Source organism: Streptomyces sp. F001, from assembly GCF_004187715.1.
In the GTDB taxonomy this organism is placed as follows: Bacteria; Actinomycetota; Actinomycetes; order Streptomycetales; family Streptomycetaceae; genus Streptomyces; species Streptomyces flavusporus.
In genome coordinates this window covers 392,461-405,047 of sequence record NZ_QZWF01000005.1, presented here as the reverse complement: position 1 = coordinate 405,047, position 12,587 = coordinate 392,461, and the positions used below count along the sequence as shown (strand labels likewise).

General features: G+C 69.7%; 11 protein-coding genes and 1 pseudogene. 6 read left to right on the top strand and 6 right to left on the bottom strand.

The window, feature by feature from the left end:
* Window positions 1-2: 2 nt before the first annotated feature.
* A pseudogene (locus tag StrepF001_RS22015) lies at window positions 3-1,849 on the top strand (PQQ-binding-like beta-propeller repeat protein).
* Between the two features lie 254 nt (window positions 1,850-2,103).
* On the top strand, window positions 2,104-2,817 hold the full coding sequence (locus StrepF001_RS22010; RefSeq protein WP_129799929.1) for a LuxR C-terminal-related transcriptional regulator: 714 nt from the start codon (window positions 2,104-2,106) through the stop codon (window positions 2,815-2,817).
* Window positions 2,818-3,096: 279 nt separating this feature from the next.
* Here the strand turns inward: StrepF001_RS22010 and StrepF001_RS22005 are convergent, their stop codons facing one another.
* Together StrepF001_RS22005 and StrepF001_RS22000 are read right to left on the bottom strand one after the other, a co-directional pair.
* Window positions 3,097-3,417, bottom strand: coding sequence for a hypothetical protein (locus tag StrepF001_RS22005; RefSeq protein WP_129799928.1), 321 nt, complete (start codon window positions 3,415-3,417; stop codon window positions 3,097-3,099).
* Window positions 3,418-3,438: 21 nt separating this feature from the next.
* On the bottom strand, window positions 3,439-5,118 hold the full coding sequence (locus tag StrepF001_RS22000; protein ID WP_129799927.1) for a sodium:solute symporter family protein: 1,680 nt from the start codon (window positions 5,116-5,118) through the stop codon (window positions 3,439-3,441).
* Between the two features lie 212 nt (window positions 5,119-5,330).
* On the opposite strand from StrepF001_RS22000, the gene galT reads away from it, so the two are divergent.
* Genes galT through galK form a run of 3 tightly spaced genes read left to right on the top strand, consistent with a single transcriptional unit; the run spans window position 5,331 to window position 8,720 of the window.
* Window positions 5,331-6,392, top strand: coding sequence for a galactose-1-phosphate uridylyltransferase (galT, locus tag StrepF001_RS21995; RefSeq protein ID WP_129799926.1), 1,062 nt, complete (start codon window positions 5,331-5,333; stop codon window positions 6,390-6,392).
* The gene (gene galE / locus StrepF001_RS21990) at window positions 6,389-7,351 is read left to right on the top strand and encodes a UDP-glucose 4-epimerase GalE (protein ID WP_129799925.1); all 963 of its coding nucleotides are present in this window, start codon (window positions 6,389-6,391) and stop codon (window positions 7,349-7,351) included. The genes galT and galE overlap by 4 nt, the downstream gene beginning before the upstream one ends.
* Before the next feature lie 28 nt (window positions 7,352-7,379).
* Window positions 7,380-8,720, top strand: a complete 1,341-nt coding sequence (gene galK / locus StrepF001_RS21985; protein WP_240797605.1) for a galactokinase — start codon at window positions 7,380-7,382, stop codon at window positions 8,718-8,720.
* Here the strand turns inward: galK and StrepF001_RS21980 are convergent.
* The 3 genes from StrepF001_RS21980 to StrepF001_RS21970 form a co-directional block, all read right to left on the bottom strand.
* The gene (locus StrepF001_RS21980; RefSeq protein ID WP_240797604.1) at window positions 8,698-9,426 is read right to left on the bottom strand and encodes a methyltransferase domain-containing protein; all 729 of its coding nucleotides are present in this window, start codon (window positions 9,424-9,426) and stop codon (window positions 8,698-8,700) included. The two genes, galK and StrepF001_RS21980, sit on opposite strands and share 23 nt — an antisense overlap.
* 452 nt (window positions 9,427-9,878) lie before the next feature.
* Complete coding sequence (locus tag StrepF001_RS21975) at window positions 9,879-10,514, bottom strand: M15 family metallopeptidase (protein ID WP_129800094.1); 636 nt, start codon at window positions 10,512-10,514, stop codon at window positions 9,879-9,881.
* A 17-nt stretch (window positions 10,515-10,531) separates the two neighbouring features.
* Window positions 10,532-10,996, bottom strand: coding sequence for a GNAT family N-acetyltransferase (locus StrepF001_RS21970; RefSeq protein ID WP_129800093.1), 465 nt, complete (start codon window positions 10,994-10,996; stop codon window positions 10,532-10,534).
* Window positions 10,997-11,291: 295 nt separating this feature from the next.
* Between StrepF001_RS21970 and StrepF001_RS21965 the strand changes: the two genes are divergently transcribed.
* Complete coding sequence (locus StrepF001_RS21965; RefSeq protein WP_129799923.1) at window positions 11,292-12,065, top strand: response regulator transcription factor; 774 nt, start codon at window positions 11,292-11,294, stop codon at window positions 12,063-12,065.
* On the opposite strand, the gene tamR is transcribed toward StrepF001_RS21965, so the two are convergent.
* Complete coding sequence (tamR, locus tag StrepF001_RS21960; protein ID WP_129799922.1) at window positions 12,024-12,521, bottom strand: MarR family transcriptional regulator TamR; 498 nt, start codon at window positions 12,519-12,521, stop codon at window positions 12,024-12,026. The genes StrepF001_RS21965 and tamR overlap by 42 nt on opposite strands.
* Window positions 12,522-12,587: the final 66 nt, after the last annotated feature.

Here is a 12,587-nt window from a genome sequence, read left to right as displayed (position 1 = left end):
TCATGACCCAGCCGCCGCCCCCGCCGCCCAACCAGCCCCCGCAGGGGGGAGGTTACGGCGCCCGCAGTCCCCGCAGGGCCAGCCCGCGCAACAGCCGCCCGGCTTCGGTGCGCCCCAGTCCCCGCAGACGCCCCCGCCGCCGGCTCAGCAGCCCGCGCAGCCCCCGCAGCCTCCGCAGGGACAGCCCGGCTACGGCTACCCGCAGGCGCCCGCCGCCGCACCGCAGCCGCCGCAGGGCCTGCCGCAGCCCCCGCAGGGCACTCCGGCCCCCGGCTACGGCTATCCCGGCCAGCAGCCGAGCCCGTACGGCTACCCGGGCCAGCAGCCGAACCCGTACGGCCAGCAGCCCGGTTACGGCTACCCGCAGCAGAGCATGCCGATGCACGTGCAGGCCGGCGGGCCGGCCGGTGGCGGCCGGAAGCCGAATGCGCAGCTGCTCATCATCGTCGCGGCCGTCGTCGCGATCGCCGTGATCATCGGCGGCGGCGTCTGGTACGCGAACTCCTCCGGCGACAAGGGCAAGGACGACACCGCGAGCTCCAACGGCGGCACCGGCGGCGACGACAAGGGCGGCTCCTCCTCAAAGGGCTCGGAGAAGGTGCCGTCCGACCCGAGCTCCAAGGTGCTGTTCCAGATCCCGCAGCCCGAGGTCGCCAAGGACGACAGCGTCGTGGTCGAGGGCTCCTGGCTCACCGACAAGGTGTACGCCAAGAGCGGCATCGCCGAGATCGTCGGCTACGACCCCGACAAGGGCACCAAACTGTGGACGATCCCGCTGCCCGGCCCGGTCTGCGAGGCCAGCCGGCACGTCTCCCAGGACAACAAGACGGCCGTCCTCTTCCAGCCGAAGATGCCCGCCAAGAACTCCTCCGAGGGCTGCAGCCAGGTCGCGGCGATCGACCTCGACACGGGCAAGAAGCTGTGGACGAAGACCGCCACCTCCGGTGACCAGCCGATCAGCTTCGACAACGTCACCGTCAGCGCGAACACGGTCGCCGTCGGCAGCTCCAGTGGCGGTGCCGCCTTCGACCTCGCCACCGGCGACGCGCTGTGGACGCCGAAGCCGGCGGACACCTGCTACGACTCCGGGTACGGCGGCGGCGTCAAGCTCGTCGCCGTGCGCAAGTGCGGTTCGTACGACGAGCGCGAGCTGCACATCCAGACCATCGACCCGAAGTCCGGGAAGGTCATCTCCGAGTACAAGATGTCCAAGGGCATCGAGTACGCCAGCGTCGTGTCGACCGACCCGCTGGTCGTCGCGGCCGACGTGGGCGACTCCGCGGGCGACGGCAGCGGCATCTCGGACTTCTTCTCCATCGACAACAAGACCGGCAAGCTGCTCACCCGTATCTCCGCGCCGGGCGACAACTACGCCGCCGAGTGCGACGGCATCACCCGGGTCGAGGACTGCTCCGGTATCGCGATCGGCAACGACCGGCTGTACCTGCCGACCGAGGAGCACGACGGTTCCGGCGAGTACAGCCGGACCAACGAGGTCGTCGTCTTCGACCTGGCCACCGGCAAGCAGACCGGCCAGCGCGCCGACGCGGGCGACGGCTACACGATCACGCCGCTGCGCATGGACGGCGGCAACGTGATCGCGTACAAGCGTCCGCCGTACGACAAGGGCGGGCAGATCGTCAGCATCGACGGCGGCAGCTTCAAGCAGACGACGCTGCTGGAGAACCCGGCGACGGACTCGGTGCGGGACGTGGAGACCACCATGTCTCCGGAGTACTCGGAGATCCTCTACGCACAGGGGCACCTGTACATGTCCGACGTGTACGCGAGTGGATCGAGCTCGGGCAGCCAGGAGTATCTGGCCATCGCGTTCGGCACGAGCGGCTGAGCGCGACGCGCTGTCGTCACGGCCCCGTCCCTGCTCAGGGGCGGGGCCGTGCGCGTACCGCTCAACACCCTCGAATGAGAGGAATTTCGGCGATCCGGGGCACTTCTCACCAGTAGGGGCAGCGCAACGTCGAACAAGCGTGTAGCTTCCGGGGGCATGAAGGCGCAGTGCCGGGGGGCCTGCGTGCTTGGGGTCTGTCCGTGGGGACCTGTGGGCATCCATAGTGGGCGTCCATCGGGGGGACTGGGGGGTTGATGGGAGTGCGGCTCATGGTGGTCGACGACCACCGATTGCTCGCGGAGGCACTGGCCTCGGCGCTGAAGCTGCGGGGGCACCGGGTGCTGGCCGCCGCGGCGCCTGCCGCGGGGGCGGCGGAGCTGGTGATCGCCCGGGCGCCGGAGGTGTGCCTGCTGGGTACGGCGACACCGGCCGAGCCGGGGGCGTTCGACCCGGTGGTACGGATCAAGCGGGAGCGGCCGCAGGTGGCGGTGGTGGTGCTGGGCCCGGTACCGAGCCCGCGCGGAATAGCCGCGGCCTTCGCGTCAGGCGCGTCCGGCTACGTCCGTCACGACGAGCGCATAGAGGGCGTCGAGCGGGCGATCATGAAGGCAAGGGGAGGCGAGGCGGCCGTCGCGCCGCAGCTCCTGCAGGGGGCGTTCAGCGAGCTGCTGAACCCCGCGGCCCAGCCCGACGACGAGGGCCAGCGGCTGCTGCAGATGCTCACGCCGAGGGAGATCGAGGTCCTGGTCCGTGTGGCCGACGGCGAGGACACCCGCCTGATCGCCGCGGGCATGGGCATCGCCCCCTCCACCGCCCGCACCCACGTCCAGCGCGTCCTCATGAAACTCGGCGTCGGCTCCCGCCTGGAGGCCGCGGCCCTGGCAGCCCGCACCGGCCTGCTGGACCGAGCAACCCCGACCCTCCAACACCCGCCACCACAGAACAGCGCACCGGACAGCGAGCACTGAGAACCACCCACCGCCCGGCACGGCCCGACGGACCGACCTGCCACCACCTCTTGCGACGCCCGCACACGCCACACCCACCCGCCCACGGGCGGGCGTGCCGCAACCACCCGCCCAGCGGCGGGCGTGCCGCAACCACCCGCCCAGCCGCGGGCAGTCGTGCCGCCTGGGGCGGCACGGGTGGGCGCGGGCGGCACCCCCGCCGCGCCGGGTTGCGCCACCCTCCGGCTGCAGCGGGCGGCACGCACCCCGCGCCGGGTCACCAAAACAGCTCGCCGACGTTCACTGCTCCTTCGCCTGCTCGTCCGGCGGGACAGCCGACGGCGGAGCCAGCGGCCGCAGCTTCAGCCACGCCAGGAAGAACAACCCGAGCAGCAGCATCCCCACCCCGGTCCACAGGTTGACGTTCACCCCCTCCGCCTTGGCGATCGCCGCGTCATCGTCGGTCAGCCCGGCGATCGTCACGATGACGCCGTAGATCACGAACAGCGCACCGATGGTCCGACGGATGTCGAACAGCCGTGCGGCGGTGGCGGACTTGCCCTCCAGGTCGGTGACTTCCCGCTGGACGTCCTTCTCGGAGAATCCGTGGTCCTCGGACATGGTCTCTCAATCCTCCCGTGGTCAGAACGAGAACGGGATGTAGCAGGCGGCGGCCAGAATCACGGCACCCCAGCCGAGCAGTGCCGGCTTGCGGTACCACGCGTCGTCGCCCACGGCGGGCGGCTCGGCCACACCGGGGGCCCGGGTGCCGTAGACCAGCCCCTGGAGTTCCTCCGCGGGCTTCGGCGCGGTGAAGAGCGACACGGCCACCATGACCACCGCACCGGCGACGAACCCGGCGATCGCGGAGACGAAGTTGGCGCCCTGGTCGGTGGGGATGCCGATGACGCCCTGCTTGTAGAAGACGAAGTAGTTCACCATCGCGGCGGTGGTGCCGGCGAGCAGACCCCAGAAGCCGGACTTCGCGGACGCCCGCTTCCAGAACATGCCGATGATGAAGGCGACGAACATCGGGACGTTGAAGAAGGAGAACAGCGTCTGGAGGTACGCCATGATGTTCGAGAACGACGAGGCGAGGAACGCCGTGCCGATGGACGCGAGCACACCGATCGCCGTGATGAGCCGCCCGAACCGCACGTAGTACTCGTCCTCGCGGCCCTTCACCACGTACTTCGCCCAGATGTCGGACGTGAAGACGGTGTTGAAGGCCGAGATGTTGGCCGCCATGCCCGCCATGAAGGCCGCCAGGAGACCGGTGACCGCGATGCCCAGGACGCCGTTGGGCAACAGGTCCTGCATGAGGTACGGGATCGCGTCGTTGTACTGCAGGTCCGACTCGGGCGTACCGATCTGCGGCACCAGCGCCGCGGCGACCAGGCCCGGGATCATCACCAGGAAGACGATGAAGATCTTCGGGAACGCGGCGATCAGCGGCGTACGCTGCGCCGCGGACAGGTTCCTCGCCGACAGCGCGCGCTGCACCTCGGCGAAGTTCGTCGTCCAGTAGCCGAAGGACAGCACGAACCCCAGGCCCAGGACGATCGTCAGCCAGTTCGCGCCGAGCGGGTTGTCGTGGCCGATGCCGGTGCCGCCCCACGCGGTCATGAAGTTCTCGCCGCGGCGTTCGGTCAGCGTGTCGGACAGCCCGTCCCAGCCGCCGACCTTCTTCAGGCCTAGCACCGAGATCGGGATGAGCGCGGCGAGGATCACGAAGAACTGCAGCACCTCGTTGTAGATCGCCGACGACAGACCGCCCAGGGTGATGTACGCCAGCACGAAGAAGCCGGCGATCACGATCGCCACCCACTGCGGCCAGCCGAGCAGCGCCTCGACGACGATCGCGAGGGCGTAGAGGTTGACGCCGGCGATCAGGATGGAGGCGCAGGCGAACAGGATCGAGCTGAGCAGGTGCGCCCCCTTGTCGAAGCGCAGCAGCAGGAACTCGGGAACCGAGCGGACCTTGGAGCCGTAGTAGAACGGCATCATCACCAGACCGAGGAAGACCATGGCGGGGATGGCGCCGACCCAGTACCAGTGGGTGGTGTAGACGCCGTACTGCGCGCTGTTGGCGGCCATGCCGAGGATCTCGGTGGCGCCGAGGTTGGCCGCGATGAACGCCAGACCCGTGACCCAGGCGGGCAGGGAGCGGCCGGACAGGAAGAAGTCGAGGCTGGTCTTGACCGATCGGCGGGCGGCGAAGCCGATGCCGAGGACGACGACGAAGTAGATGCCGAGGATCGTGTAGTCGAGCCAGTTGGTGGGGAGCCGTAGCTCGGCGGCCAGGTATGTGGGGGTTTCCATACGCACTCGCTTCGTTGCGGGACTTCGTTGCGGGAACTGAGCCGAACCGGTTCCTGAACTGATCCAGAGCGGAACCTACGCCTCCGCGTTCGCCAATTGAACACGTCCGATGTCGAGCTTTGATTGATTGTGATGTTGACTGTCGTGGTGAGTTGTGTTTTGGTGTGTTGAGTTCTGTTGATTGCTTGGGTGGCTCGAATGGAGAGTCCGCGGTGAAGAAGACCTCGACCCGTCTCGCCGACGGTCGTGAGCTGATCTACTACGACCTGCGCGACGACGCCGTGCGCGACGCGGTCGACCGCCGTCCGCTGGACCGGACCGTCACGACCTCCGAGATCCGCCGTGACGAGCTGCTCGGCGACGCGGTCGCCATCGCCTCCCACCGCCAGGGCCGCACCTACCACCCGCCGGCCGACGAGTGCCCCCTGTGCCCGACGCAGGGCGACCGGCTGAGCGAGATCCCCGACTCGTCGTACGACGTCGTGGTCTTCGAGAACCGTTTCCCCTCGCTGGCCGGCGACTCCGGCCGCTGCGAGGTCGTCTGCTTCACCTCCGACCACAACGCCTCCTTCGCCGATCTGAGCGAGGAACAGGCCGGGCTGGTCCTGGACGCATGGACCGACCGCACCTCCGAGCTGTCCCATCAGCCCTCCGTGGAACAGGTGTTCTGCTTCGAGAATCGCGGTGCCGAGATCGGCGTCACGTTGGGTCACCCGCACGGGCAGATCTACGCCTACCCCTTTACCACCCCCCGCACCGCCCTGATGCTCCGCTCGCTCGCGGCCCACAAGGAGGCGACGGGCGGGGAGAACCTCTTCGACGCCGTCCTGGAGCGTGAACTCGCCGACGAGCGGATCGTCCTCGCGAGTGAACACTGGGTGGCCTTCGTGCCGTACGCCGCGCACTGGCCGTACGAGGTCCACCTGTACCCGCGCCGCCGGGTGCCGGATCTGCTCGGGCTCGACGAGGCGGCGCGCTCAGAATTCCCCCAGGTTTATCTGGAACTCTTGAGGCGCTTCGACCGGATCTTCGGCGAAGGTGAACCGCCCACGCCGTACATCGCGGCCTGGCACCAGGCCCCGTTCGGCCAGCTGGAGGAGTTCGAGGGCGTCAACCGTGACGACTTCGCGCTTCACCTGGAGCTTTTCACCATCCGCCGTACGTCCGGCAAGCTGAAGTTTCTCGCGGGTTCCGAATCCGGCATGAGCGTGTTCATCAACGACGTGCCGCCGGAGCGCGCGGCCGAGCGACTGCGAGAGGTAGCGAGTTCATGAGCGGGAAGTACCTGGTCACGGGTGGTGCGGGATACGTCGGTAGCGTGGTCGCCCAGCATCTGCTGGAGGCCGGTCACGAGGTGACGGTCCTCGACAACCTCTCGACCGGTTTCCGCGAGGGCGTGCCCGCCGGCGCCGCCTTCGTCGAGGGCGACATCCGGGACGCCGCCAAATGGCTGGACTCCTCGTACGACGCCGTGCTCCACTTCGCCGCGTCCTCCCAGGTCGGCGAGTCGGTCGTGAAGCCGGAGAAGTACTGGGACAACAACGTCGGCGGCACGATGGCCCTGCTCGGCGCGATGCGCGAGGCAGGCGTACGCCGGCTGGTCTTCTCCTCCACGGCGGCCACGTACGGCGAACCGGAGCAGGTCCCGATCGTCGAGACCGCGCCCACCGCCCCGACGAACCCCTACGGCGCCTCCAAGCTCGCCGTCGACCACATGATCACCGGCGAGGCGAAGGCCCACGGCCTGGGCGCGGTGTCGCTGCGCTACTTCAACGTCGCGGGCGCCTACGGCGCGTTCGGTGAGCGCCACGACCCCGAGTCGCACCTCATCCCGCTGGTCCTCCAGGTCGCCCAGGGCAGGCGCGACGCGATCTCCGTCTACGGCGACGACTACCCGACGCCCGACGGCACCTGCGTCCGCGACTACATCCACGTCGCCGACCTGGCCGAGGCGCACCTGCTGGCCCTGACGGCGGCGACCCCGGGCGAGCACCTGATCTGCAACCTCGGCAACGGCAACGGCTTCTCCGTCCGTCAGGTCATCGAGACGGTCCGGCAGGTCACCGGCCACCCGATCCCCGAGGTCGTGGCCCCGCGCCGCGGCGGCGACCCGGCGGTCCTGGTGGCGTCGGCCGACACGGCCCGCGGTCGCCTCGGCTGGAACCCGTCCCGCGCGGATCTCGCGGGAATCGTCGCGGACGCGTGGGACTTCGCGCAGCGGCACGGCAAGTAGAACGTACGGAAGGTCAGGGGTCAGGGGTATGAGCAGCGAGGCCGGCGAGATCGCCGCAGGGACTGTCGCCGAGCGGTTCAAGGAGCTGTACGGGGCCGAACCGGACGGCGTGTGGGCCGCACCGGGCCGGGTCAACCTCATCGGCGAGCACACCGACTACAACGACGGCTTCGTGATGCCGTTCGCGCTGCCGCACACCGCGGTCGCCGCGGTCTCGCGCCGCGCCGACGGCGTACTGCGTCTGCACTCGTCGGACGTCGAGGGCGGCGTCGTCGAACTGGACGTCGACGCCCTGGAGCCGGAGTCGGACAGGAACTGGACGGCGTACCCGGCGGGCGTGGTCTGGGCGCTGCGCGCGGCCGGCCACGAGGTGACCGGCGCGGACGTCCACCTGACCTCCACGGTCCCGGCGGGCGCGGGCCTGTCGTCGTCGGCGGCGCTGGAGGTGGTGATCGCCTTCGCGCTCAACGACCTCTACGAACTGGACCTGAAGGGCTGGCAGTTGGCCCGCCTGTGCCAGCGCGCCGAGAACGTCTACGTCGGCGCCCCGGTCGGCATCATGGACCAGACGGCCTCCGCCTGCTGCACCGCGGGCCACGCCCTGTTCCTGGACACCCGCGACCTCTCCCAGCGCCAGATCCCCTTCGACCTCGCGGCCGAGGGCATGCGCCTGCTGGTCGTCGACACCCAGGTCAAGCACGAACACAGCACCGGCGAGTACGGCAAGCGCCGCGCCGGCTGCGAGAAGGGCGCGGCCCTGCTGGGCGTCGACGCGTTGCGTGATGTGCCGTACGCCGAGCTGGACGCGGCGCTGGCCCGCCTGGGCGACGAGGAGGAGGTCCGCCGCCTGGTCCGCCACGTGGTCACGGAGGACGAACGCGTCGAACGAGTCGTCGCCCTGCTGGAATCGGGCGAGACCCGCGCGATCGGCCCGGTCCTCACCGAGGGCCACGCCTCGCTGCGTGACGACTTCCGCATCTCGTGCCCGGAGCTGGACCTGGTCGTTGACACGGCGTTGTCCGCAGGCGCGCTGGGCGCGCGCATGACGGGCGGCGGCTTCGGCGGCTCGGCGATCGTCCTGGCCGACGTCGCCGACGTGGACACCATCACCAAGGCGGTGGAGGAGGCCTTCGCAGCCGCCGGCTTCACCGCGCCACGGGTGTTCGAGGCGGTGCCTTCGGCGGGGGCGGCGGGTGGGGTGAGGCTCGGGGCGGATTGGTCGGCCTTGCCCGCACAGAGGTCGAGAGCAGGGCTGACTGCTGTGCAGTTCGATGTCGTTGCGGGGGACCTGGACGACGACCGCCCCGAGCAGGTCGGCGTCGCACAGCTCGGATGCCCTGCCCGGGTCAACGGGAGCAGATCACGCTGAACAGCGTGAAGGACGCGAAGAACGGGCCTTCGGCGAGAGACGTGAACCAGCGGTGACCGCGCGATTCGTCGATGCGACCGTCCTGGATCGCCTGCTGCATGTTGCGGCCGAGCCCCAGCATGTGATCGGCATCCGCGAAATCGCGAAAGAGCGGTGTCGTGGCCAGCACGGTCTCGACGACGAAGCCTGCCTGCTCCGCGTGGCGGGCGAGACTGCGGCCGATGGTGGCGTGACGGACCACTTCCGAGGTGGTGTAGCGCGTGAATGCACGGCTTGTGCCGAGGTCTTCCGAGTCGACGATCAAGGTGTCCCAATCCGGTTCGACGAGGCCGATCAGGGCGCCTGGCCGGGTGGCCAGATGCAGTTGTGCAAGCACTTCGGCTGGTTGGGCAACGTGCATGAGGACCCGATCGATCTTGGCCCGGTCCGCTGTTCCCGGTTCGACCGGGAGGGCGTGCGCGTCCCCCTCGCGGACCTCGACCACCGGCAGGCCCTCCGTGCGCCGACGGGCCTGGGCGAGCATGGCCGGATCACGGTCCACACCGATCACGGTGCCGCTGTCGCCGACGCGTTCCGCCAGCGCGGCCAGGTCTGTTCCCGGTCCGCATCCCACATCCAGCACGGTCTGACCCGGCTGAACGTCCAGCAGGTTGATCAGCTCCTGCTTGTATGCGCGGCCGGCACCGCTCGCAGCGGCTCGCAACATGTAGGAAGCCTGGTCAGGTCGGGACACACCAAGGGCCGTTGACATGCGCGAGAGTCAAACACTCCAGTCGCCAACGGCGCTACCCGATCAGAGACACCGGGACGGAAGGCTGCACCCTTCAAACCACCCACTCAGCGGCGGTCCACTGGATCGACCCGGTGAGAGACGCATGCGCTGGCTGGCCGGCACTTCGAGCACCGGCCGGTACGACGCCGTCACGTGGGCGCCGGCGTTTCCCGGAAGACGCTGTTGGCGAATCCGCTGCGGCCGGGTAGTCGGCCGTGGGAATGTGACGCTCTCCGCGAAAGTGTCACATAATCCGGGCCGTACACCGTGGCCCCCTGGGCCGCCGGCCAGTCCGCCACCCCACCGACCGGGAGTCGCCAACAGCATCTTTCCCGGAACGACGGAGGTCATGAAGGCCCAGGGAACGGCCACGAAAGCGGCTTCCGCTACAACGATTCGTACGGCCCGTAGCGAGCTGTCGCGGCGCCCGTCATCAGCGCCCAGTACCGGTCCCCGTAGGACCAGTGCCACCACTCCGTCGGGTAGTTGACCAGGCCGGCGGCGGTCAGGGCCGTGCAGAGGATTCGGCGGTTCTCCTGGGCCGCTGCGGTGATGTCGGTCGCCTGTGTGTAGCAGGCGCCCTTGCTTTCCTCGGGGCTGGCGTTGATCCATGTGCCAAGGTCGAGTTCGTGTCCGTCGGTGTCGGCGAGCGTGAGGTCGACGGCGGCGCCTGCGCTGTGCGGGGCGATGCCGGGTGGGGAGACGTAACGGCTGGCGGCGGTGTGGACCTGGGTTTCCGGCCAGTTCGGGTTGGCGGTGCGGAGCGTGGCCGCGTAGTCCTCGAAGTACGTGCGTTGCAGGGCGAGGGGGCGGTAGCCCTCGACGACGAGGAGGCGAAGTCCCGCTGGGAGCAGAGACTGGGCGGCGCGGAGGCGGTGCAGGACGCCTTCGCGCAGGTGAGCGTACGCTCCCGTCGCGTCCTGGCGCTTCCGGTCGACGAGCAGGGTGGCGTCCTGCCGTACGTCCAGGAGCCGTTGGCCGTCGTCCTCGACGGGGACGGCCGCCACCCGGGCGTCGGACATGAGGATGATGCCGGCCGTCACCGGGGTGTCCCCAAGCGCTTCGTCAGCGTGAACTCCGTGATCCCGGGGGGATAGTCCGGGATCGCGCACACCACGTCGTACCCCTGTTTCTCGTAGAACTTCGGCGCCTGGAAGTCCCACGTCTCCAGCCGGGACGCCGAGCAGCCCCGTTCCGCCCGCGCCACCCGCTCCGCCTCGGACAGCAGTCGCGAACCCAGCCCCGCACCCCGGTGGCGTTCGTCGACCCACAGGTACGTCACGTGCAGCCACGCCGCCCACGTATGCCCCACCAGCCCGCCCGCCAGGGCGTCCGAGCCGTCCAACACCCACACGTGGAGGGGGACTTCGCGTTCGGCGGGGGTGCCGCGCAGGTCGCGTAGGACGGGGGACGCGGCCGTATTGCTGTTGCGGAGCCGGGTGCGGAGAAGATCGCGCCGGGATTTGTCGACTTCTGTCTCCATACGAAACATGCGGCTCACCATAAACGCGTCGGACAACCAGTTCTGCAAATTACCTTCCGCTCCCGGTACCCGGCCGTACCCTGATGAACGGCACCGGTGGGGGCCGGTGCTGTTCAGGGGGCGAGACAAGTCGGGTACGACGCCCGAAGTGGGGGTAGCAGTGTCTGCACGGCGGCGGCCGTGCGGCTGCGGCGACCCCGTCCTGGGGAACGGCAGAAACAACAACCCGGGAGCGCTTCGGGCGTCGTACCCGCACCGGTCGGCGGCTCCCGACGATGGATCCCCTGCTCTTGGAGAGCGTGGGGAAGGGGGTTTTGTGGTTCGCATCCGAGTCCTGGTCGTCGACGACCACCGCATCTTCGCCGAGTCCCTCGCCGCGGCCCTGGCCGCCGAGCCCGACGTCGACGTCTCCGCGGCCGGCAGCGGTCCCGCCGCGCTGCGCAGCCTGGAGCGCGCGGCCGCCGAGGGCCGCCGGTTCGACGTACTGCTCGTCGACGCCGATCTGGGCGGGAACGTACCCACAGTGCGGCCCGCCGTGCCCGTGCCCGTGCAGGAGGGCGGTGTGGACGGGGTGGTGGACGGGATCTCCCTCGTCACGGCGGTCCGGTCGGCACAGCCTGCGGCGCGGATCGTCGTTCTCGCCGAGAAGGACGATCCGCGGCGTGCCGCCCTCGCCCTGCAGGCAGGGGCCGGCGGGTGGGTCGCCAAGGACTGTTCGCTGTCCCGGCTGCTCACGGTCATACGAGGTGTGCTGCGTGACGAGACGCATCTGCCGCCCGCCCTGCTCACCGGGGTGCTGCGCGAGCTGACGGCTGCTCGGAAGCACCGCACCGAGAGCGAGCGGCTGGTGGAGTCCCTCACCCCGCGGGAGCGGGAGGTGCTGCGGTGCATGGTCGCGGGGCTCGGGCGCAAGGCCGTCGCCGAGCGGCTGTATCTGTCCCCGCACACCGTGCGGACGCATATGCAGAACGTCCTCGGCAAGCTCGGCGTCCACTCCACCCTCGCCGCCGTCGCGCTGGCGCGCAGGGCGGGGGTCGGGCCAGTGGACCTAGCCGGGGATGTTGTCGAACGGGGCGGTCAACTGGCGTAGCAGCGCCGCCAGTTCGCTGCGCTGGGCGTGGGACAGCTCCGCGAGGATCGCCCGCTCCTGGTCCAGCAGGCCCGCCAGTGCCTGGTCGGCGCGGTCCCGGCCCTCGTCGGTGAGGCGGACCAGGACGCCGCGCCGGTCGCTGGGGTCGGGCAGGCGTTCCACCAGGCCCTTCTTCGCCAGGCGGTCGATACGGTTCGTCATCGTGCCCGAGGTGACCAGAGTCTGGGTCAGCAGCTGTCCGGGGGAGAGCTGGTACGGGGTGCCCGCGCGGCGCAGTGCCGTCAGGACGTCGAACTCCCAGGGCTCCAGGTGGTGCTCGGCGAAGGCCAGCCGGCGTGCGCGGTCCAGGTGCCGGGCGAGTCTGCTCACCCGGCTGAGCACCTCGAGCGGTTCCACGTCGAGGTCCGGGCGCTCCCGGCGCCATGCTGCGACCAGCCGATCGACCTCGTCCTCCATGGCGATCAGTGTAGTGGTTGTGTCGACGTGAAGTCTCTTGACGTCAAGATACCTTGAGAGGCAAGC